23 protein-coding genes and 1 tRNA gene are annotated in these 20,231 nt (G+C 68.5%); 5 read left to right on the top strand and 19 right to left on the bottom strand.

Annotated elements, in window-relative coordinates; all coding sequences use genetic code 11:
- Positions 1-3 precede the first annotated feature (3 nt).
- From EV643_RS38550 to EV643_RS38560, 4 genes are all read right to left on the bottom strand, one after another.
- Positions 4-447, bottom strand: coding sequence for a hypothetical protein (locus tag EV643_RS38550; RefSeq protein WP_238166100.1), 444 nt, complete (start codon positions 445-447; stop codon positions 4-6).
- On the bottom strand, positions 440-571 hold the full coding sequence (locus EV643_RS46580) for a hypothetical protein (protein ID WP_255513081.1): 132 nt from the start codon (positions 569-571) through the stop codon (positions 440-442). The genes EV643_RS38550 and EV643_RS46580 overlap by 8 nt, the downstream gene beginning before the upstream one ends.
- Positions 572-875: 304 nt before the next feature.
- Entirely contained in the window at positions 876-1,658 is a 783-nt protein-coding gene (locus tag EV643_RS38555; protein WP_133805182.1) for a methyltransferase domain-containing protein, read from the bottom strand.
- A 101-nt stretch (positions 1,659-1,759) separates the two neighbouring features.
- On the bottom strand, positions 1,760-2,113 hold the full coding sequence (locus EV643_RS38560) for a nuclear transport factor 2 family protein (RefSeq protein WP_133805183.1): 354 nt from the start codon (positions 2,111-2,113) through the stop codon (positions 1,760-1,762).
- Between the two features lie 115 nt (positions 2,114-2,228).
- Between EV643_RS38560 and EV643_RS38565 the strand changes: the two genes are divergently transcribed.
- The gene (locus tag EV643_RS38565) at positions 2,229-3,032 is read left to right on the top strand and encodes a helix-turn-helix domain-containing protein (RefSeq protein WP_133805184.1); all 804 of its coding nucleotides are present in this window, start codon (positions 2,229-2,231) and stop codon (positions 3,030-3,032) included.
- A gap of 290 nt (positions 3,033-3,322) precedes the next feature.
- Here the strand turns inward: EV643_RS38565 and EV643_RS38570 are convergent, their stop codons facing one another.
- On the bottom strand, positions 3,323-4,393 hold the full coding sequence (locus tag EV643_RS38570; protein ID WP_133805185.1) for a hypothetical protein: 1,071 nt from the start codon (positions 4,391-4,393) through the stop codon (positions 3,323-3,325).
- Positions 4,390-4,908 carry a SigE family RNA polymerase sigma factor gene (locus tag EV643_RS38575; protein WP_133805186.1) on the bottom strand — a complete coding sequence of 173 codons (519 nt, stop codon included), beginning with the start codon at positions 4,906-4,908 and terminating at the stop codon, positions 4,390-4,392. The genes EV643_RS38570 and EV643_RS38575 overlap by 4 nt, the downstream gene beginning before the upstream one ends.
- 184 nt (positions 4,909-5,092) lie before the next feature.
- On the opposite strand from EV643_RS38575, the gene EV643_RS38580 reads away from it, so the two are divergent.
- Positions 5,093-6,310, top strand: coding sequence for a DUF8814 domain-containing protein (locus tag EV643_RS38580; RefSeq protein WP_133805187.1), 1,218 nt, complete (start codon positions 5,093-5,095; stop codon positions 6,308-6,310).
- 51 nt (positions 6,311-6,361) lie between these two features.
- Here the strand turns inward: EV643_RS38580 and EV643_RS38585 are convergent, their stop codons facing one another.
- The 6 genes from EV643_RS38585 to EV643_RS38610 all read right to left on the bottom strand — a co-directional run bounded on the left by EV643_RS38585 (position 6,362) and on the right by EV643_RS38610 (position 12,773).
- Complete coding sequence (locus EV643_RS38585; protein ID WP_133805188.1) at positions 6,362-7,108, bottom strand: hypothetical protein; 747 nt, start codon at positions 7,106-7,108, stop codon at positions 6,362-6,364.
- 72 nt (positions 7,109-7,180) lie between these two features.
- Positions 7,181-7,912, bottom strand: a complete 732-nt coding sequence (locus EV643_RS38590; RefSeq protein ID WP_133805189.1) for a hypothetical protein — start codon at positions 7,910-7,912, stop codon at positions 7,181-7,183.
- Positions 7,909-8,433 (bottom strand): SigE family RNA polymerase sigma factor, encoded by a 525-nt coding sequence (locus EV643_RS38595; RefSeq protein WP_133805190.1) that lies wholly within the window; start codon positions 8,431-8,433, stop codon positions 7,909-7,911. The genes EV643_RS38590 and EV643_RS38595 overlap by 4 nt, the downstream gene beginning before the upstream one ends.
- A gap of 98 nt (positions 8,434-8,531) precedes the next feature.
- Positions 8,532-10,175, bottom strand: a complete 1,644-nt coding sequence (locus EV643_RS46785) for a diguanylate cyclase (protein WP_305000429.1) — start codon at positions 10,173-10,175, stop codon at positions 8,532-8,534.
- Positions 10,176-10,415: 240 nt separating this feature from the next.
- Positions 10,416-11,954: a helicase HerA-like domain-containing protein gene (locus EV643_RS38605; RefSeq protein WP_133805191.1), complete on the bottom strand. Its 1,539-nt coding sequence runs from the start codon at positions 11,952-11,954 to the stop codon at positions 10,416-10,418.
- Positions 11,955-12,068: 114 nt separating this feature from the next.
- A complete protein-coding gene (locus tag EV643_RS38610; protein WP_133805192.1) occupies positions 12,069-12,773 on the bottom strand; it encodes a L,D-transpeptidase family protein in 705 nt (234 codons plus the stop codon).
- A 153-nt stretch (positions 12,774-12,926) separates the two neighbouring features.
- On the opposite strand from EV643_RS38610, the gene EV643_RS38615 reads away from it, so the two are divergent.
- Positions 12,927-13,220: a type II toxin-antitoxin system VapB family antitoxin gene (locus EV643_RS38615; protein WP_133805193.1), complete on the top strand. Its 294-nt coding sequence runs from the start codon at positions 12,927-12,929 to the stop codon at positions 13,218-13,220.
- A gap of 4 nt (positions 13,221-13,224) precedes the next feature.
- On the top strand, positions 13,225-13,788 hold the full coding sequence (locus tag EV643_RS38620) for a LytR C-terminal domain-containing protein (RefSeq protein ID WP_133805194.1): 564 nt from the start codon (positions 13,225-13,227) through the stop codon (positions 13,786-13,788).
- 35 nt (positions 13,789-13,823) lie between these two features.
- Here the strand turns inward: EV643_RS38620 and EV643_RS38625 are convergent, their stop codons facing one another.
- From EV643_RS38625 to EV643_RS38650, 6 genes are all read right to left on the bottom strand, one after another.
- Positions 13,824-15,332: a potassium/proton antiporter gene (locus tag EV643_RS38625; RefSeq protein WP_133805195.1), complete on the bottom strand. Its 1,509-nt coding sequence runs from the start codon at positions 15,330-15,332 to the stop codon at positions 13,824-13,826.
- Positions 15,333-15,544: 212 nt separating this feature from the next.
- Positions 15,545-15,635 (bottom strand) — tRNA-Ser (locus tag EV643_RS38630).
- 13 nt (positions 15,636-15,648) lie between these two features.
- The gene (tadA, locus tag EV643_RS38635; RefSeq protein WP_133805252.1) at positions 15,649-16,083 is read right to left on the bottom strand and encodes a tRNA adenosine(34) deaminase TadA; all 435 of its coding nucleotides are present in this window, start codon (positions 16,081-16,083) and stop codon (positions 15,649-15,651) included.
- A gap of 28 nt (positions 16,084-16,111) precedes the next feature.
- Entirely contained in the window at positions 16,112-16,612 is a 501-nt protein-coding gene (locus EV643_RS38640; protein ID WP_370452424.1) for a tRNA adenosine deaminase-associated protein, read from the bottom strand.
- 183 nt (positions 16,613-16,795) lie between these two features.
- The gene (locus EV643_RS38645) at positions 16,796-18,151 is read right to left on the bottom strand and encodes a hypothetical protein (protein WP_133805196.1); all 1,356 of its coding nucleotides are present in this window, start codon (positions 18,149-18,151) and stop codon (positions 16,796-16,798) included.
- An 87-nt stretch (positions 18,152-18,238) separates the two neighbouring features.
- Complete coding sequence (locus EV643_RS38650; RefSeq protein WP_133805197.1) at positions 18,239-18,442, bottom strand: hypothetical protein; 204 nt, start codon at positions 18,440-18,442, stop codon at positions 18,239-18,241.
- 134 nt (positions 18,443-18,576) lie between these two features.
- Between EV643_RS38650 and upp the strand changes: the two genes are divergently transcribed.
- A complete protein-coding gene (gene upp, locus EV643_RS38655) occupies positions 18,577-19,218 on the top strand; it encodes a uracil phosphoribosyltransferase (protein ID WP_133805198.1) in 642 nt (213 codons plus the stop codon).
- Between the two features lie 88 nt (positions 19,219-19,306).
- Here the strand turns inward: upp and EV643_RS38660 are convergent, their stop codons facing one another.
- Entirely contained in the window at positions 19,307-20,221 is a 915-nt protein-coding gene (locus EV643_RS38660) for a 1,4-dihydroxy-2-naphthoyl-CoA synthase (RefSeq protein ID WP_238166101.1), read from the bottom strand.
- Between the last annotated feature and the right edge of the window lie 10 nt (positions 20,222-20,231).

The following is a 20,231-nucleotide window of genomic DNA, read 5'->3' on the forward strand; positions in this document are numbered from 1 at the left end:
GCCTCACGAGCCACACCCGTCACACACGCCACACCGGTCACACGGCCGTAAACCCGCAGGCCAGAGCCCCAGGCAACGACTTTGCCGGGGCCCTGACTCCGCGACCTGGTGCGCGGCGCCGCGGGACAGGTCCTTGTCCCCGACCGCGATCGCATGCACGTGGTACGGCCAGTTGCCCTGGGCCGGAGTCCGCAACCAGGCCGCGAAACCGACCTGACGCAAGGCCAGCACCACGGCCTTCCGCTGCGCCGCGTTCAGCTGGTCGGCGGCGACGTCGATCGCACCGCCCCCGTCGTGCGTCCCCGCGGAGGCGGTGACGCCGCCCGAGTTGTACGAGCCCTGCATGATCGTGAACTGGAACCTGGCCAGCTTCTCCGCGGCCTGGATCATCGCCACGGTCCGCTTGTTCAGCTGCTTGTCCCGCCAGGTGATCCTTGCCTCAGGCATCTGTCTCGCCCCCGAGATCACCGAGAATCCGGTCCGCGTCCTCCGCGGCTGCGAGCGCTTCCAGCTCGTCCAGATCGTCCTCGGTCAAAGCGTCGTCGAAGAGTTCACCGAACACTCCCGACATCGTTCACCCCTTCCCCACCTCACGTCCGTGGGCCTCCCCTGCCGACGGAACCGAGTTTCAGATTAGGTGCGGCCGGTGTCACTCGTCCACGAAGATCCGCCCTGATCGGCAGGCGGAACGTCAAGTTTTCGCAAACCGGCGGGTGTGAGGCGCACGGGGTTGGGTACGTGTTGAAGTGTCCCGCGGTTCAGTCAGCCCCATTCGGGCATGGGTGGAGCTCACTAAGCCGCGAGTTCTCCCACTGAGGGGCGGGAGAACGACCGATGGCGGCGGGCGTATCCCACGATGCGCCCGCCGGCGCGGGTCAGATGGCTGAGGCGACGAAGAGGTAGCGGTTGAGGCTGAAGAAGTAGCCGGCCGCGAGGTTGCGGAGATCGCTCGCCCAGGCCTCGGCCTCCTCCCCGGTGATGTCGGCGCGGCCCGGGACGAAGGCTGACACGATGTCGATCAGCCCGGCACTGTACGTGTTGTAGTCGAAACCCGCGTTCAGCAGCGGGACCACTTGCAGATGGGTGCGGGTGAAGCCGGCCTTGCTGAGCGCGTCGCCGAGGGTCCGGGGCAGATGCGGGTCTTCCAGGTGCTCCTCGAAGGCGGCCAGTACTCGGGTCATCCGCTCGTCGTCGCCCGATCGCCAGACGATCGACCCCCAGTCGGTATCCAGCAGCACCACGCGCCCGGCGGGCCGTAGTACCCGGCGGATCTCCGCAAGTGCACCCGCCACGTCGTCGAGGTACTCGAACACCTGGGTCGACACCACCACGTCGAAGCTCTCGGCGCCGTACGGCAACTTGTACGCCGACGCCTGCTCGAGCTCGATCTCGGGTCCGTCCGGAACCTTGGCGCGGGTCGCGGCGATCGCCAGCATGCTCTCGCTGAGGTCGATCCCGCAGACCCGCCCGTCCGGCCCGACCTCGGCCGCCATCTCGGCGGCGAGCAAGCCAGGCCCCACCCCGATGTCGAGCACCCGGTCCCCCGGCCGGAGCGCCAAGGCGGTCCTCACCACCCGGCGTTGCTCGATCACGTCCGGTGTCGTGTAAACCATCTCGACCTGCCGCGACACCACCGGATCGAACTGCAGGTTGCCCATCACCCACCCCCTTGTCGACACATGCCCTTCATCATGGTCCGCACATCCGCCGACGGGGAGGGCCAACACTCAAGACGACACAAGTGCTCCGACACGGGCCACTAGTGAGCCGGGGCGAAGTCGAGGAAGCCGATCACCGCCTGGATCTTGCCGTCGGCATCGAGGGTGACGACATCCGTTCCGCCGGCGACCGCGGGTTGACCGTCGGCCGCGAGCTCCCAGGTCCAGCGGAGCCGGTTGTGGTGCTTGTCGACTTCACCGGTCAGGGCGAACCGGTGCCCCGGGAACATCTCCTGCGCGGTCGCGACCATCTCGGTCAGCCCGTCGTGGCCGGTCGTCTCGAAGCTCGGGTCGACGTACGAGGCGTCGGCGGACCAACTGGCCTCGATGATGCCGGCCCGGCGGTCGACGTCGGTCTCGTTCCACATCGCGAAGTACTGGTCGGCAAGGTTCATCTCGGGTTCCTCCTCGGAATCTGGTTGATGCCAGGAAGATTGCCGTCAACGATGCGCGGCTGGCGATAACGCCGGAGGTAATGGCGGCGATCACGCCAGCGGTTACGGTCGGGGTATGACCGCGACCGTCGAGCAGACCTTCCAGCGCCCGGTCGGCGAGCTGTTGCGCGGCTGGCGGGAACGTCGTCGGCTCAGCCAGCTCGACCTCGCGAACCGGGTCGAGGTGTCCACCCGGCACGTGAGCTTCGTCGAGACCGGCCGGTCCAAACCGAGCCGGGAGATGGTGTTGCGGCTGGCCGAGCATCTCGACGTACCGCTGCGGGACCGCAACCAGTTGCTCCTGGCCGGTGGCTTCGCGCCGATCTACAGCGAAGCGTCGCTGCATTCCCCGGCGATGCTGGCGATCCGCCAGTCCCTTCGCCGGCTGCTCAAGGCGCACGAGCCGTACCCCGCGCTCGTGGTCGACCGCTGGTGGAACATCGTCGAGGCGAACGCGGGCATCGACCTGTTCACCGAGGGCGTCGCGCCCGAGTTGCTCGCCGCCCCGGTCAACGCACTCCGGCTCACGTTGCACCCCGACGGACTCGCGCGCCGCATCACCAACTTGCCCGAGGTCCGCGCAAGCGCCCTCACAACATTGCAGCGACAAGTCGCCAGTACGGCGGATCCCGACCTGCAGGACCTGTACGACGAGCTTCGGGCGTACCCCGTCGGACCGGGCGAGCCCAACGGATCCGGCGAACACGGGTCGGCCGAGGTCGTCGTACCGATGAAGCTTCGGCACGGGGATCGGGAGTTGTCCTTGCTGACCACGATCGCGACATTCGGTACGCCGCTCGACGTGACCGTGTCGGAGTTGATGATCGAGCAGTTCTTCCCGGCCGACGAGCAGACCGCCGCGTTCCTCCAGGAGCGCTGAAGCCCGTGGGGAGATACGAATCGCCGGGACCGGTGGAAGCTCGGTCCCGGCGATTCGCTCGATGGTCTCCTCAGTCAGCTGAGGGCTGAGGGCTGAGGCGACCAGGAGATTGTGACCGCAGCTGATCTCGGTGTATCAGCTGCGGCCGGCGGCAGATTCAGCGCCGATGAGGAGTAGCCGACGCCGAACTGGGTCTCAGGTGGTGCAGGACTACGCCCGGCACGTCGGCCGGCTCGATGTCGCCCTCGAGCCGACCGACGGCCGCACCGGTGAAATAGAGGAGGGGTTCTCTACCGGTGGGTCGGCAGCCCGGTGGGCTGCGTGGTGGGCAGTGACGGAAGGCTCGGCTTGGTCGTCGGAAGCGAAGGCTTCGTCGTCGGCAGCGAGGGCTTCGTCGTGGGGATGGTCGGCAGCGAGGGCTTGCCGGTCGGGACTGGGAGCGAGGGCTTGCCCGGCAGGGACGGCTTGGTCGTCGGCAGGGTCGGCTTACCCGGCAGTGACGGCTTCGTCGTCGGCACCGACGCCGGCGGCAGCGACGGCACGTGCTCCGTCACGCAGTCCGGCAGCGACGGCTTGCCCGGCAGGGAGGGCTTGGTCGTCGGGAGCGACGGCTTCCCCGGCAGGGACGGCTTGCCCGTCGGGACCGGCAGCGACGGCTTGCCCGGCAGAGAGGGCTTGCCGGTCGGAACCGGGAGCGACGGCTTACCCGGCAGCGACGGCTTGGTCGTCGGCACCGGCGGCAGCGAAGGCTTCGTGGTCGGCAGCGACGGCTTCGTCGTCGGGAAGGACGGCTGCGTGGTCGGGAAGGACGGCTTGGCCGTCGGAATGGTCGGCGTGCCCGGCAGCGACGGCTTCGTCGTCGGGAACGTCGGCTTGGTCGTCGGCACTGACGGCAGACTCGGCTTGCCCGGCAGAGAGGGCTTGCCGGTCGGAACCGGGAGCGACGGCTTGCCCGGCAGCGACGGCTTTGTCGTCGGCAGGTTCGGCTTACCCGGCAGCCCGGGCTTCACCGTGACCTTCACCTTCGCCGAGGCCTCGCCCTTGTTCGAGGCCTCGCCCTGCACCGTGATCTTGACCTTGTCCGGCCCTTCCGGCGCCTTCGGCAGGCAGGTCGGGTCGACCGACGGAGTCGGAACGGACGGCTTGTCGCCGCCCGCCAGCAGGTTCCCGACAGCCGAGGGTCCGCCGACAGCGGCGGACACCGTAGCGACGGTGCCGGCCAGCGCCGTCACGCCTGCCGCGGCCAGACCACGGCGAAGCCAGGCCAGCTTGCGGCCCCGGCGCATCAGGTCGGCCGGATCGGGCTGCCACGGCTCCAGGTCGTACTCGAGCGCGCTGCGTACCCGCTGCTCGTCGCTCATCTAGTTCCTCCAACTCCTGTTTCGATCAGATCGGGTGCCAGACGCAGCTTGGCCAGGGCCCGGGACGCGGTGCTCTTGACCGTCCCGGCCGCCATACCGAGGAGCTCGGCGGTCTCGGCCTCGGAGAGATCCTGCGAGTACCGCAACGCGACCACCGTCCGCTCGCGCATGGTCAGTCCCGCGAGCGCCGACAACACGGCCTCCCGGGTCTGCACCTCAACGGAGAAGTCGGCGACCGCCCTTTGGTCCCAGTCGTTCTCCACCGGATCGCTGGGAACTTCGTTGTTCCAGCGCCGGCGGGCCTGGGAGAGGAACCGGTTCACCAGCACCCGGCGGACGTAGCGCATCGGATCGCCGTCCAGCCGGTGCCACTTCGGATAAGACCGCATCAACGCCTGCTGGACGAGATCCTCCGCGGTGTGCCGATCACCGCAGAGCATCTCCGCGAAGCGGAGCAACGGGGTGGACTGCGCTTGCACGAACCGCTCGAAATCGGCGTCCGCGGTCCGGGTCATCGATTCTCCTCTGCCTCTGTCACATCGCTACAAACCCGCTGGGTAGCCAGTTGGGTTCTGTCCGGTCACCAAATCCTTCGAAGAAATTTATTCACGCGCTATGCAAGAGGACAGTTTGTTTGTCACATTAGGTGAGCCGGGTCTCGCGCCCGGTGACCACCTCACCGCCCCGGAGGTACCGCCCATGCGTATCACCCTCAGGTCCAAGGCGGCTCTATGCGTCGCCACGGCCCTGGCCGCAGCACCACTTGCGGTCACCGCCCTCCCCAGTTCGGCCGCGTCGCCCGACCAGGTCAGCGTCGCCGCCCAGCCGCTCGAGGGATCCAGCAACGTGCGCGTCGAAGGCAGCCGGATCATTCTCGGCGACGCCCCGGCCACGATGGGGTCCGTCGAGATCCGGCAGCGTTCCGGTCTCGCCGAACTCGATCCAGTCCGCTTCCCGTCGGCCACCTCTGCCGTGATCGTCGGCTACACCTCCGGTACGCCGGACAAGTCGAGCGCCGAGGTCGACGTACGGGCTCTCGTCAACTCCAAGTGGTCCGAGTGGACGCCGGCGAAATCCGGTACGCCGACCGCGTTGCCGGGCGCGAGCGATCTGGTCCAGCTGCGGATCATTGTCAGCGCGCCGATTTCTGGCGGCAAACCGTGGGTCGGCGATCTGACTGTGCAGCCGACCGACCAGGCTGCCGCCGGCCAGATGGTGATCCAGGCTGCTCCGTTGAAGTCGCGCGTGTTCGCCACTCGTGAGGGTTTGGTCGGCGGTACGACGGCCAACGGGCACGTCATCATCCAGCGGGACCACTTCGTCGCCCTGCCGTCGCGACGTGGTCTGTCGAGCAACGATGGGGGCAGCTACTCGGTCAAGGTGTGTACGACGGCCGGCACGCTCCGGTGTGCGTTCGAGCCGGTGTGGGACGTCGGACCGTGGAACACCAAGGACGACTACTGGAACCCGAGCGCGATCCGGGAGATGTGGAAGGACCTTCCGCAGGGCCGGCCCGAGGCGCAGGCGGCGTACCAGAACGGGTACAACGGCGGGAAGGACCAGTTCGGCCGGACCGTGCTGAACCCGGCCGGGATCGACCTCGCCGACGGCACGTTCTGGGACGCGCTCGCACTGACGAACAACGCATGGGTCGACGCGACGTACCTGTGGACCGGTGACGGCGGTCGCGGCACGGTCGCCATCAGTTCGGGCTACCTGAACGTCCGCAACGCGGCGAGCTCCAACGGTGCGATCGTCGGGATGGCGGGCAAGGCGGCGCAGATCACGGTCGAATGCCAGACGACCGGCCAGAGCGTGACCGGCTCACAAGGCACCACCAACGTGTGGCTGCGCGTCCACACCGGCATGTACGTCTCCAAGGCCTGGATCTCAGCCGGCACCTTCGGCGCCTGCTGACCCACGACAACCGCGGGGTTCCTTGTGTATGAGGAACCCCGCGGCTCGTTGTCACTTGGCGAGCGGGTTGCTTTTGCTGTCGGGGAATTGGGCGAGCAGCTTGCCGGCGGCGTCGTACGCGAAGACGGAGGTGTCAGGTCCTTGGGGGCCCGGAGTCGACTTCGGCTCGGGGTCGCTGGCGGTCAGGTCTGCGGAGGACTCGACCCAGCCGGGGATACCCGCCAGGCGGTAGACCTTGCCGTACCAGGCCTGGTTGCCGCGCGTGTAGACGACCGTGCTGACCTTGGCGTTCTTGAACACCGAACTGGTGACCGGCCCCACGCTCTGCAGACCGGGCGACGTCCCATCCCCGATGTTGTCGTTGCCGACGGTCCTGCGCCAGCCGAACGGCTCGTACTCCGGTTCGCCGGGGACGCGACTGATCACGGCCCACTGGGTGCCCCGCGTCGCGAAGTACAGGTGCTCGGCGATCTTGACCTCACCACCGGCCGGCAGTGTGCCGACCTCGGGACGTTCGTTCTGGAAGACGTACTTCGTTGCCTTGGGCGCCTTCCTGGTGATGGCGCCGGCCTGCTTCTCCTTGGCCGGCGCGGGAATCGCCGGCGGGGTCGGAGTACTGTTGGGTGATCCGGCCGGCCCGCTGGAACCCGCGACCGCCGGTTCGCTGGAGCCTGCGGCCGCCTGATCGTTGTTACCGGTGACGGCGGCGGTGATGATCGTGACGCCGGCTACCGCGGCGGCCGCGAGACCCGTTGCGAGTAGCCGGATCACTCGTTGCCTCGGCGTGCTCTCTTGCATGTCGTTGCCCTCCACAAGGTTTTCTCGAGGTTGTGTCGGGCTGAAGGACGCAGTTGGAGCCGCGATGGTTCTTCAGCTGTGCAAGGGATCCGGGGCTCCACCCGGGTACTGCACGAGCAGCTTGCCGTTCTGGTCGTAGACGAAGATCGACACCTCGTTCTGGTTCGGACCTGGGGTGACCTCCGGAGCCTTTCCACCGGTCAACTCGACCGAGGTCTGCACCCAGTCGGGGATACCCGCGAGCCGATACACCTTGCCGTACCAGGCTTTCCGGCCTTGGACGTAGACGACAGTGTGCGCCTTGGCGTTCTTGAACACCGAACTGGTGACCGGCCCCACGCTCTGCAGACCGGGCGACGTCCCGTCACCGATGTTGTCGTTGCCGACCGTCTTCCGCCACCCGAACGGCTCGTACTCAGGTTCGCTGGGGACGCGGCTGATCACGGCCCACTGGGTGCCCCGCGTCGCGAAGTACAGGTGATCGGCGATCTTCGTCTCGCCATCGCGCGGGAGCGTGCTAATGGGCGGTTCGGCGTTCTGGAAGGCGTAAATGCTCTTGGCGGCCGGTGTTGTCGTCGGCGTGGTCGAGACCAGCGGGGCTACGGGAGGCTGACTCGCTCCGCCGGCGCTGGAGATGACGCTGACGGCGACGACCGCGACCACTGCCGCCGACGCGACCACACCGGCGGTGACTCCACGAACCCGGCGGCGGTGGTGTGCCCCGGCAATCACCTTCGCGGGGTCCAGCGGCTGGGTCTGCTGGGGCTGCGTCCGTAGTACGGCCCTGATGTCGTCGTCGTTCATGCGTGCTCTCCTACCTGGGTGCCGCTCAACTCGGGGGCGGCGCGCAACTTCTGCATCGCCCGGGAGGTCGCGCTCTTCACCGTGCCCACTGCGACACCGAGGACGGCTGCCGTTTGGGCCTCGGTGAGGTCCTCGACGTACCGCAGTACGACGACGGCCCGCTCCCGGCGGGTCAGGCGGTTCAACGCGCCCTCGATCGCCAGCCGGCGGTCCACACCCGCCGTCGAGTCCGTCAGGGTCAGCGAGTGCGCCTGGTCGAGCTCGGTCGAGCTCCCACTCGGCCGCTCGCGCCAGGGCCGACGCCGTACCCAGGACAGGTGCTGGTTGACGACCGCCTGGCGTACGTACCCGAACGGGTCGCCCAGCTCGATCCGGTCCCAGCGCAGATACGCCTTCTCCAACGCTGTCTGCACCAGGTCCTCGGCGAGTGCCGCATCACCGCACAACATCCGCGCGATATGCACCAACCGCCCCGACCGAGCCACCACGAACGCCGTGAAGTCCTCATCCCGCCTCTCCACCCGCCGCCCTCACCTCCTCCCCCCAAAAGACGCCACCCACCCCCCAAAAGGTTCTCCCACCCCCAAATCCCACCCACCAACTGGCGTGTGTTGTGCGGTTACCGCGGGTGGCGCTCGGGGCGAGCGAGAGCGGCCGAGGAATCGCGGGCGAGGTCGCTCGGGAGGACCCGGGCGCCCGACGAGGAGTCGCGTGCGGGATCGCGAGGGAGGACGCGCGCGGCCTGGTTGGGTGCGGCGCGGTCGGCGTCGGGTGTGCGGGCGCGGGCCGAGCCGGTGCGGACAACCCGGGTGGGTTCGCCCCGATGAAGGCGAGCTGGGTCGCGCGGCGCAGCGCTTTCGGCGGGGAAGGCGGACGCTGGCTCGCCGCGGACAGCGCGGGCCGAGTCCCCGGGCAGGGTACGGGCGGGCTCGCCCTGAAGAGTGCGGGCGGGGTCGCCGGGCAGGACACGGGCAGGCTCGCCGGGCAGGGCGCGGGTGGGGGCGCCCGGGAAGGCGCGGGTGGGGTCGTCGAACAGGGTGCTGGCCGCGGGGACTGAGGATGGGGCTAGGGCGGGGTTGGGGAGGTCGGCGGCCAGGCGGACTCGGTCTCGGCCGGCGGACTTGGCGGCGTACATGGCGCGGTCGGCTCGGAGGAGCAGGGCGTCGACTGTGAGGCCGTCGGTGGGGTAGACGGCTACGCCGATGGAGACGGTGAGGTGGAAGGTGTCCGGGTCCAGGCCGGGGTCGTCGAGGACGCCGGCGCACATGGCGGCGAGGGGGCTCGCGGCGACCGCAGTACGGAGGCGGTCGGCGGTGACGGTGGCGTCGGCGAGGTCGGTGTCGGGGAGGGCGATCACGAACTCCTCGCCGCCGAACCGGCCGATCACGTCCTTGGCCCGGATCGCGCTGCGCAGGATCGTCGCGACCGCGCGCAGGGCCTCGTCACCGACCAGATGGCCGTGCCGGTCGTTGACCTGCTTGAAGTGGTCGATGTCGATCAGCAGCACTGCCATCGGCTCGCGCTGGGTGCGGGCGGTGCGGACCATCTCTTCGGTCCGGCGACGCCACCAGTCGACCCGGCCGAGTCTCGTCTTCGGGTCGGTCTGCGCCTCCGACTCCAGCTGACCGAGCAGCAGCGCACGCTGGGCGGTCAGGGTGACCGGAATCGCCACGAACGCGAACCACGGGCTCACCAACGCCGCCCCCGCCAGCAGGCAACCGAAGGTCGCCGCGGTCGCGTCGACGCACAGGTCGTCCCGGCCGCCGATCGTGTCGCGCCGCGTGCTGCCCGGGACGATCAGCGAGATCGCCAGGCCGCACAGCAAGGTCTCGGTCGTCACGTAGGCAAAAGCACCGGCGGTCATCGACACGACCAGCCCGAGTGCGCCGCCGCCGAACAGGTCACGCGCGGAGACGAACACCGCATGCGCCGCGCCGACAGCGAGGACGTGGACCGCGGTCGAGAACGCCCACCGGTACGGGATGCACTTGCCGGCCCGGATCCGCCACCAGATCCGCAGCGACATCGCGACCAGGATCGCGAGTGCGGGATGCAGGATGAGGGCCGCCGCGATCATCCAGGCCGGCGCGAGGTCCTTGTGCAGTGGGCCGCCACGGCGACGCCGGTTCTCCACCCGGCGCGCGCCTTCGACCGAGATCAAGGCCGAAACGGTCAGCGCGAACACCAGGTCGATCCCACGCCACGAGGGCAACTCCGAGAACGCACGTACGCCGTACCCGATGGCCAGCAGATCAACCAGCACGACAAGACCGAACGCTGGGACCGTCAGCGTCCACAGCGCCCAATTCCGTACCGCTCGCCTACTCTGCGCAACCATTGCCCTCAACGGTACGACGTGTGAGGGCCCGGTCCCAATCGGTGTCGGCGAGCTGTGGATGACGATGTGGAAACGAACCCCGACCGCTGCCGATTCAGGCGTTTGATCAACGATCAGATACCGGACACCTTTGCACCACAGTCGAAAGGTGCGGCAACGCGGAGGTCAGCGGCGGCGGCGGGCGGCGCCGAAGAGGCCCCGGACGATCTCGCGGCCGGCCGAGCGGGCGAACTGCTTGAAGGCCGACGAGCCGACCACCTGCTCGACCATCGACTTCTCCTTCTTCTCCGCCTGTGGCCTGGGCTCGGCAGGAGCCGGCTGCCCCTGTGCTTCGGCCTCGGCCTGTTCCGCGCCCGCCTGGACCTTGGCCGCGAGCTTCTCGTACGCCGACTCGCGGTCGACCACCTCGGTGTACTTCGCGTTGTTCGGCGACCCCGCAACCGCGGCCGCCAGCGCCTCGGCCGGAGCGGGAGCCATCAACGACTGCGGCGCCCGCAACCGGGTCCACGCGACCGGCGTAGGCGCGCCCTTCTCGTTCATCACGGTCACGATCGCCTCGCCGATCCCGAGCTGGGTCAGCACCTCGCCCAGGTCGTACGACGAATTCGGGAACGTCGACACGGTCGCCTTCAGCGCCTTCGCGTCGTTCGGGGTGTGCGCCCGCAACTGGTGCTGGACCCGGGACCCGAGCTGCGCCAGCACGTCGTCCGGCACGTCCTTCGGGGTCTGGGTGACGAAGAAGACGCCGACACCCTTCGACCGGATCAGCCGCACGGTCTGCGCGATCGAGTCCAGGAACGCCTTCGACGCGTCCGCGAACAGCAGGTGCGCCTCGTCGAAGAAGAACACCAGCTTCGGCTTGTCCACATCGCCGACCTCGGGCAGGTCGTGGTACAGATCGGCCAACAACCACATCAGGAAGGTCGAGAACAGCGCCGGCCGGTCCTGCAGGTTCGGCAGTTCGAGCAGCGAGATCACGCCCTTGCCGTCGCGCTGCTGCAGCACGTCGGCCGTGTCGAACTCGGGCTCGCCGAAGAACGCGTCCGCACCCTGGTCCGCGAACCCGATCAGCGCCCGCAGGATCACGCCCGCGGTCGCCGCCGACAACCCGCCGAGGTCCTTCAGGTCGGCCTTGCCCTCGTCGCTGGTCAGGTGCTGGATGACCGCGCGCAGGTCCTTCAGGTCGAGCAGCGTCAGGCCCTGCTTGTCGGCGTAGTGGAAGATCAGCCCGAGCGACGACTCCTGGACGTCGTTCAGCCCCAGCACCTTCGACAGCAGCACCGGCCCGAACGACGTGATGGTGGCGCGGATCGGTACGCCGGTGCCCTGGCCGCCGAGCGCGTAGAACTCGGTCGGGAAACCCGCCGCGGTCCACTCCTGGCCGATCGTCTTCGTCCGGGCCAGCAGTTTCTCGCTCTCCTCACCCGGCTGCGAGATCCCGGACAGGTCGCCCTTGATGTCGGCGGCGAACACCGCGACCCCCGCGGACGAGAGCTGTTCGGCCATCAGCTGCAGGGTCTTCGTCTTACCGGTACCGGTCGCACCCGCGACCAGACCGTGCCGGTTCACCATCGCCAGCGGGATCCGGACCGCCGCCTCCGTGTTCGGCGTACCGTCGACCAGCAGCGCGCCCAGCTCGACGGCCGGCCCGCCGAACGCGTACCCCTGCTTGACGGTCTCCACGACGTCCAGTGTCTCGGCCATGTCAGCACTGCCTTTCGAGCGAAAAGTTCCCCGGTTTCCCCTGCGCTCGGAATGCTAGTGCCCCGCGTGCGCTCTTGGGTGAACGCGCACGCGGGGCTGTGGAAAACCCTGAGGTCAGCGGAGAACGACGACCCGGGTGGTGCTGACGGTGAAGTTCCAGATTGTGTCGGACATCGACTTCTGCACCCGGATACAGCCGTGCGAGGCCCGCATGTTGGTGCCCAGCAGCCAGTCGCCGTGGATCTGGGCGCCGTTGCTCTTGTACGTCGGGATCTGGTGGAACCCGATCCCGCAGGGCGCGAACCGGACGAAGTTGTTCAGGTACAGGCTCCCGCCGTCGGTGTTCCGCTTGATCCGGCCGGCCCGGCCGCACTTCGAACCGGTGGTGTAGGAGCCGGGACTCAGATAGGTCGGATTGTCGATGATGCCGCCCTGCCGGACGACCTTGCCACTGGCATCGATCAGCCACAGATAGTTCTGACTCTGGCTGAGCACGATCCGGCGCCCGCTCCCGCTGCCCGCCGGAACCGCCCGGATATCGCATCTCTTCGCCGAGCTCGCCAGCAGCCGGCTGTACGTCGTACCGCCGAGCGAACCGTTCTGCGTCATCTTGTTGGCCGCCTGGAACCGGACGGTCGCGGCCTGGGTCATCTGCCCGACTACGCCGTCCACCGGTCCCGCGTAGCAGCCGAGTTTGTTCAGTTTGGTCTGGGCCGCCTTGTTCTGCGCGATCGTCAGCGCCTCGGCCGGAATCGTCGTACCGGTGATCGCGACGACCAGTGCGGCCGCGCCCATCCCCAGCCTGGTCAGAGCCTTCATGTGCACCCCCTTGGCGACCCGCGGCACGGGCCACCTTCGTCCCTATCCTGAGTGGACGCACGAGCGGGCGTAAAGGTTGAGTCTTGATATCGACCTTTTCGGTGACATTCCCGACCTCTCCGTGAGACCTTTTCCCCCGCTAGACTTCGAGGGGTGATCTTCAAGCGCGTCGGGGAGGAACGGCCGTACCCCGATCACGGGTACAAGGCCAAGGACTGGTCCGTGCTGCCACCACGACAGGTGCGGCTGGACGAGCTGGTCACCACCAAGGGCACCCTCGACCTGAACGCGCTGCTCGACGAGGACTCCACCTTCTACGGCGACCTGTTCGCGCACGTGGTGGAGTACAAGGGCGAGCTGTTCCTCGAGGACGGGCTGCATCGTGCCCTGCGCGCGGCCCTGCAGCAGCGTCTGGTCCTGCACGCCCGGGTCCTGGTAATGGACTAGCGCGATGACCGCCCTCTATCCGCAGCCGAGACCGCACTCGCGGATCCATTGGCGGACACCGATCACCTTGGTCGTGCTGCTGGCGGTGCTGGTGGGTGGCTTCTGGTGGGGCTGGAACTCGCTGACCAACAGCAGCGCCGAGCCGAACTGCGTCGAACAGAAACTGCCGAACAACCGGCTGGTGCCCAAACAGGTCGTGGTGAACGTCTACAACGGCGGTGCCCGGGCCGGGACGGCGGCGCTGGTCGGCGAGGCGCTGGAGAAACGCGGGTTCAACGTCGGCAAGATCGCCAACGAGCCGAGCGGCGACAAGATCGACGTCGTCTCGGTCCGCGGTACGACGGACAACGGGCCGGAGATCAAGCTGGTCGCCGGCCAGCTGAACCAGAAGGCGCTCACGGTTGCCGACAACCGCCCGGATCACACCGTGGACATCATCGTCGGCCCCGGCTTCACCAAGCTGAACACCAAGGGCCTGCCGTCCGTCGCGGTCCCCAAGGACAGCGTCCACTGCCTCCCGGTGGTCCGCCCCTCCCAACCCATTCCCTCCGGCCAAAACCCCAACTAACCGGCCCGGGGCTCCCTGACCGCGGGTGAGGCTGGTCAGTGCTGTTCTCGGCCTCGTTCGCCGAACCAGCCGGCCAGGCGGCCGGCCCGGGAAACGGCTCGGAGGCGGCGGACCGTTTGTTCGCGGAGGGGGTTGGGGGCGACGACGAGGACGGCGTCGCCGGCCCGTAGTACGGTGCGGCGCTCGGGGACGAATGCCTTCTGGTCACGGATCACCAGTGACACCGACACCCCGTGCGGCAGCCGGAGCTCGCCGATCTCGACGCCGGCCAGCCGCGACTGGCTGGGGATCTGCACCTGGAGCATGTCCGCGCCGAGCGTCTCCAGCGGCGCCACGTCGATGTCCACCTCGTACGCCGCGTTGTCGTCGAGCACCTTCAGCCGCTTGGCCAGCCACGGCAGCGACGGTCCCTGCAGGAGGGTGAACAGCATCACCAGCACGAACACCACGTCGAACACCCGTTCCGCCTGCGGCACGTGCTCGGCCAGCGGGATGGTCGCCAGCACGATCGGTACGGCGCCCCGCAGCCCGGCCCAGGCGAGGAACGTCTGCTCGCTCCACGGCATCCGAAACGGCGTGGCCGACAACGCGACCGAGGCGAACCGCCCCACCACGGTGACCGCGATCCCGATCACCAGCGCGACCAGGACGTCCTCCAGCCGGATCCGGCCCGGCGACGCGAGCAGGCCGAGCATCACGAACAAGCCGATCTGGGCGAGCCAGGCGAACCCGTCCACGAACGACTTCGTGGCCAGCCGGTGCGGGAGCTCGGCCCGGCCGAGGACCAGACTCGTCACATAGACCGCGGCGAACCCGCTGACGTGCAGCAGCACCGTGCCGCCGGCGTACGAGACGACGGCGAGGGAGACGATCGCGAGCGGGTAGAGACCGGCCGAGCCCAGCGCGACCCGGCGGAGCAGGCCGACACTGGCCCAGCCGACCAGGAGACCGAACAATGCCCCGACGATCAGCTCATAGGCGACCAGGCCGGCGAAGTAGACGATTCCGTGCTCGCCGACCTCGCCGGTGCTGACCAGGGTGACCAGGAGCACTGTGGGAGCGTCGTTCAGGCCTGACTCGGCCTCCAGCGCACCCCGGAGTCGCGGGCGGATCGGGACCTTGCGCAGTACGGAGAAGACCGCCGCCGCGTCGGTCGGCGAGGTGACCGCGCCGAGCAGCACCGAGATCTGCCAGTCCAGGCCCAGGACGTAGTGCGCGACGCAGGCGACCACGCCCACGCTGACCGCGACGCCGACGGTCGCGAGGACGACGCCCAGTGGCATCACCGGACGGACTTCGTTCCAGCGGGTGGTCAGGCCGCCCTCGGTCAGGATGATCACCAGGGCGGCGAAGCCGAGGGCGTGGGCGAGCTCGGCGTCCTCGAACTGGATGCCCAGGCCGGACTCGCCGAGCAGCAGGCCCATGCCGAGGTAGATCAGCAGCGAGGGTAGTCCGAGGCGGCCGGACAACCGCACGGCGACGATCGCCACCAGCAGCACCGCGGCGCCGGCGAGCAGGATCCGGTCGAGTTCGTGCACGTCCACAGCGGCCCTTAGGTCGGGGCCTGCATCTTAATTGAGCCGTGCCCCCGGCAACGAATCATCCGCACCTTGAGAAGGGCTTGGTTTGCCTGCTGTGCGGGCGGTGGCGAGAGCACTGATGAAGGGCGGGAGGGTGTTGGGTTGAGAAAGGCGAAGACCCTGACGCATCACACAGCATCAGGGTCTTCGGTACTACGTCCGCCGCGGCGGACGGTTGGCGGTGGCGGAGGGATTTGAACCCTCGGAAGGGGGGTACCCTTCACGCGCTTTCGAGGCGCGCTCCTTCGGCCGCTCGGACACGCCACCGCCGGAGAGGCTATCAAGATCTGTGCCCGATGAAGAAATCGCGGAGCCGGGCGCCCGCCTCGTCGGCCATCACGCCGCTCACCACCTCGGGCCGGTGGTTCAGCCTGCGGTCCCGGACGATGTCCCAGAGCGACCCGACCGCGCCCGCCTTCTCGTCGTACGCGCCGAACACCAACCGGTCCAGCCGGGCCAGCACGATCGCGCCGGCGCACATCGTGCACGGTTCCAGCGTGACGACGAGGGTGCAGCCGGTGAGTCTCCATTCACCGACCTGCCGCGCGGCGTCGCGGATCGCCAGCACCTCGGCGTGCGCGGTGGGGTCGCCGGTGGCCTCGCGCTCGTTGTGGCCGCGGCCGATCACCTGGCCGTCGGCGTCGACCACGACGGCGCCGATCGGTACGTCGGCCGTCCCGCGCGCCTTCTCGGCCTCGGCGAGGGCGAGCTCCATCAACCGGGACCAGGCCCGGTGAGCGGGGTCAGCCAATGGCTTCGATCGCCTCGTGGAACTGGGTGCCGAACCCGAGCGCCTCGGCGATCTCCTCGAGCATCTCCTCCGGGTAGAGGTCGACGTCGTCGATCAGCGCGCCCAGGTCCATCGCGCTCATCCCCAGGTCGGCGATGATCGCCAGGTCGCCGGCCGGTACCTGGTCGTCGTCGTCATCGGCGAGCGGGATGTCCAGTTCGTCGACCACCTGCTTGGCCAGCGGCCACTCGGTGGCGGCGGTGACATCGGACATCAGCAGCCGGGCCCGGCCGCCGATCACCCGGATCAGGATGAAGAAGTCCTCGTCGACCGAGACCATCCCGATCACCCCGGCTTCCCCGGGGTAGCGCCGCAGCGCCGACACCAGGGTGGACAGGTCGGGCTCGCCGCGCAGCGCCAGCGGTGTGACCGTCCAGACCCCGTCCTCGGTGTAAGCCGCGAGCGCGAAGTCGAGCTCTGTCGTCAACATCGGCCCAGCCGTGGGATCAGACACCGGTTCATCGTCGCAGAATCGGGCCGCACGTGGGAGGTATTACCGGTTGCGACGAGATATCGGTGCCGCCCCGGTTCCCGCACGACCACCCACCGCAATCCCGCAGCCACGCCTGAGACACCCACTCGACAGCCCGTACTACGTGCCGCCTCCGCCCCTGCGGCACGTAGTACGGAGTTCGGTTTACGGCTGGACGGTGAACGGGCCGAAGGTGGTCGAGGTGGTGCTGGCGGTCCTCGGCAACGTTGTGGTGTAGCGGAGAACGGCGGTGAAGGTTTCACCCGCGGCGAATCCCACCTGCCAGTTGTTGTAGAAGTAGCCGCTGCTGGTCGTGTACGAGCCGCCGACAACGTGCCAGCCGGCGTCGGCGGGGCGCTTGGCGAGGACGTCGACCCGCGCGTTCGCCACCGGACCGAGTGAGCCGTCGGCGCGGCGGATCTTCAGGAACCCGAAGCTGGACATCTTGGTCAGGTACTTGACCGGAGGTCCGGCCGTTGGGGCGATCGTGCCGGTCAAGTAGGTCGGTTGCTGCGGCAACTGCTTCACGGTGACGGTCACCTCGCGGCTCCAGGGCGAGTTGTCCAGCCGCGGTCCGGACACGACCACCCGAAGTCGGAAGGTGCCCGCCCGGTTCGGCTTCCAGTAGCGCGCGTACGAGCCGTTGGCAGCGGTGTAGCCCGCTGAGCCCGCCGCGGACCAGGTTTTGCCGTTCCAGAGTTCCAGCGCGGTCCACAGCTTGCCGGGGAACACCGTCCCGGAGACCTTCCACAACGTGTTCACGTTGGCCGTCGTAGCAGCGGTCAGGTAGCTCATCGCGAGCAACTTGTGCGCGGTGACGAAGTCCGTGTACGCCGGGCCCGCGGCCGCCGTCGCCGCCATGGTGGCGCGGAGACTGGTGTTCTGGGTGAACGCCACCGTGGCGCGGTATCGGCCAGTGGAGTCGGTCGTGGCCGTGGTGAGCCGGAAGCCGGCCTGGTGCATGATGTCGACCTTCCGGTTGGCGCTCGGAGCCTGCGCACCCGTGCTGGTGTACTGCCGGGCAACCCCGGTGATGGTCGTCCTGGCCGTGCCACTGGTCCGGGCCGGCTGCTCGACGGTCAGCGTGCTGGTGCGGACCACCCGGAAGGGCACGCTGACATCGAGGAACTTCGCGCCCCAGGTGACCTTCGTGACCACCCAGCTGCCGGCACCGTCGGCGACAGGCGCCGACAGGTACCCGTACTTCGCCCAGACCGGCGGTCCCGACGAGCTGTCGGCGTTCCTGTCCAGAGGTACGACGGTCCGGTGGCTGCCGTCCGCCTTCTGCACGATTGCGGTCATACCGGTGCAGATCTCGAAAAGGGGGCCGGTGATCAACCGGACCCGGATCGGGACCTGGAGCGGTGTGTCGGACAGCGTCCCCTCGAAGGATGAGTGGGTTTCACTGACGCTCGGCGTCCCGAGACACCACTCGTCCGGCACCGGCTCAGCCGATGCCGTCCCGGCCATGGAGGTCGTGAGTAACACAGCGGCGACGAAAGTACTGACAAGACCGCGCATGACAGCTGCTCCTAGCAGAGCGTCGGTGGGAGCGAGACCGCTTCCAGTCAGCTAGATGCAGGTGCAGCGGCGAATGTTGCGCTTCTGTTAGTGGTGGTAGGTGGCTCGGCGCATGGCTTCGCGGAGCTGGCGGACTCGGGCCCGGCGCGGGGCTATTCGATCGCGGAGGGCGCGGGCCTCTTCCAGCTCGCGCAGGAAGGCGGCGCGGCGGCGGAGGCGGTCGAGTTGTTCGGGCGACTTGGCAGGGCTCGATTCCTTCCCTACCCCGCCATCCCGGTCGTTTTCCGTCACGGGCGCACGTCCTTCGTCGGTTGCGGCAACGCGCCCGGGGGCGGGCGGGGCACTGACCAGAATCGACTCCGTTTTCGACCGTAACAGCGGGCGCGCTTTCCGGCAGCGAATCGCCGACGGTACCGTTGCCAGCCATGCAGATCCTCGTGGTGGACCACCCGCTCGTCGCCCACAAGCTCACCGCCCTGCGGGACGAGCAGACGGACTCGCCGACCTTCCGGCGGCTGACCGAGGAGCTCGTCACGCTGCTGGCGTACGAGGCGACCCGGGACGTCCGGACCGGCCCGGTCACCGTGCAGACCCCGGTCGCCGAGGCGCAGGGCGTCAAGCTGACCGCGCCGAAGCCTTTGGTCGTACCGATCCTGCGCGCCGGTCTCGGCATGCTCGAGGGGATGACCCGGCTGCTGCCGACCGCCGAAGTCGGTTTCCTCGGGATGATCCGGAACGAGGAGACCCTCGCCGCCTCGACGTACGCCGAACGGCTGCCCGAGACCCTGCACGGACGGCAGTGCTACGTGCTCGACCCGATGCTCGCGACTGGTGGCACGCTGGCCGCGGCGATCCAGTTCCTGGTGGACCGCGGCGCCGACCACATCACCGCGATCTGCCTGCTGGCCGCGCCGGAGGGCGTGGAGCGGATCGAGCGCGAACTGGCCGGCCTGGACGTCCCCTGCAACCTGGTCATCGCCGGGATGGACTCCCACCTCAACGAGAAGGGCTACATCGTCCCCGGCCTCGGCGACGCCGGCGACCGCCTGTACGGCGTCGCCCACTGATGACCCCGTTGCGTCCGAAGAACCGAGCGCTATAACCCACAGTTCTTCGGACGCAACGATCCGACCCTTTAGTTGCGTCCAGCAACAGTCAGAAGGCGTACGGGTACGGTGACCAGTCGGCTGGGCGCTTCTCCAGGAACGAGTCGCGGCCTTCGGCGGCCTCGTCAGTGCCGTAGGCGAGCCTGGTCGCCTCACCCGCGAAGATCTGCTGGCCGACGAGTCCGTCGTCGATCAGATTGAACGCATACTTGAGCATCCGCTGGGCCGTCGGCGACTTCGCGCAGATCTTCTTGCCCCACTCGAGCGCGACCGCTTCCAGTTCGGCGTGCGGGACGACCTTGTTCACCATGCCCATCCGGTACGCGTCCTCGGCGGAGTACTCGTCGCCGAGGAAGAAGATCTCCCGGGCGAACTTCTGCCCGACCTGCCTGGCCAGGTACGCCGAACCGAAGCCGCCGTCGAACGACGCGACATCCGCATCGGTCTGCTTGAAGCGCGCGTGTTCGGCCGACGCGATCGTCAGGTCGGCCACCACGTGCAGGCTGTGTCCACCACCCGCGGCCCAGCCCGGTACGACGCAGATCACGACCTTCGACATGAACCGGATCAGGCGCTGTACCTCGAGGATGTGCAGTCGTCCCGCGCGAGCCGGGTCGATCGTGTCGGCCGTCGTGCCCTCGGCGTACTTGTACCCGTCCTTGCCACGGATCCGCTGGTCGCCACCCGAACAGAACGCCCAGCCACCGTCGCGCGGGGACGGGCCGTTACCGGTCAGCAGCACACAGCCCACGTCGGTCGACATCCGCGCGTGGTCGAGCACCCGGTACAACTCGTCCACGGTCTGCGGCCGGAAGGCGTTGCGCACCTCGGGCCGGTTGAACGCGACCCGGACCACTCCTGCGTCGACGGCCCGGTGGTACGTGAGGTCGGACAGCTCGAACCCGTCCACCTCTTTCCAGGCCGACGGGTCGAAGATCTCGGAGACGTTCACGGGTTCGGTCACGGTCCCGAGC

This window comes from Kribbella caucasensis (assembly GCF_004361855.1).
GTDB classification, from domain to species: Bacteria; Actinomycetota; Actinomycetes; order Propionibacteriales; family Kribbellaceae; genus Kribbella; species Kribbella caucasensis.

Coding starts and splice junctions, on each gene's coding strand:
- EV643_RS38550 (WP_238166100.1), bottom strand. CDS start 447: ATGCCTGAGGCAAGGATCACCTGGCGGGACAAGCAGCTGAACAAGCGG.
- EV643_RS46580 (WP_255513081.1), bottom strand. CDS start 571: ATGTCGGGAGTGTTCGGTGAACTCTTCGACGACGCTTTGACCGAGGAC.
- EV643_RS38555 (WP_133805182.1), bottom strand. CDS start 1,658: ATGGGCAACCTGCAGTTCGATCCGGTGGTGTCGCGGCAGGTCGAGATG.
- EV643_RS38560 (WP_133805183.1), bottom strand. CDS start 2,113: ATGAACCTTGCCGACCAGTACTTCGCGATGTGGAACGAGACCGACGTC.
- EV643_RS38565 (WP_133805184.1), top strand. CDS start 2,229: ATGACCGCGACCGTCGAGCAGACCTTCCAGCGCCCGGTCGGCGAGCTG.
- EV643_RS38570 (WP_133805185.1), bottom strand. CDS start 4,393: ATGAGCGACGAGCAGCGGGTACGCAGCGCGCTCGAGTACGACCTGGAG.
- EV643_RS38575 (WP_133805186.1), bottom strand. CDS start 4,908: ATGACCCGGACCGCGGACGCCGATTTCGAGCGGTTCGTGCAAGCGCAG.
- EV643_RS38580 (WP_133805187.1), top strand. CDS start 5,093: ATGCGTATCACCCTCAGGTCCAAGGCGGCTCTATGCGTCGCCACGGCC.
- EV643_RS38585 (WP_133805188.1), bottom strand. CDS start 7,108: ATGCAAGAGAGCACGCCGAGGCAACGAGTGATCCGGCTACTCGCAACG.
- EV643_RS38590 (WP_133805189.1), bottom strand. CDS start 7,912: ATGAACGACGACGACATCAGGGCCGTACTACGGACGCAGCCCCAGCAG.
- EV643_RS38605 (WP_133805191.1), bottom strand. CDS start 11,954: ATGGCCGAGACACTGGACGTCGTGGAGACCGTCAAGCAGGGGTACGCG.
- EV643_RS38610 (WP_133805192.1), bottom strand. CDS start 12,773: ATGAAGGCTCTGACCAGGCTGGGGATGGGCGCGGCCGCACTGGTCGTC.
- EV643_RS38620 (WP_133805194.1), top strand. CDS start 13,225: ATGACCGCCCTCTATCCGCAGCCGAGACCGCACTCGCGGATCCATTGG.
- tadA (WP_133805252.1), bottom strand. CDS start 16,083: ATGGAGCTCGCCCTCGCCGAGGCCGAGAAGGCGCGCGGGACGGCCGAC.
- EV643_RS38645 (WP_133805196.1), bottom strand. CDS start 18,151: ATGCGCGGTCTTGTCAGTACTTTCGTCGCCGCTGTGTTACTCACGACC.
- upp (WP_133805198.1), top strand. CDS start 18,577: ATGCAGATCCTCGTGGTGGACCACCCGCTCGTCGCCCACAAGCTCACC.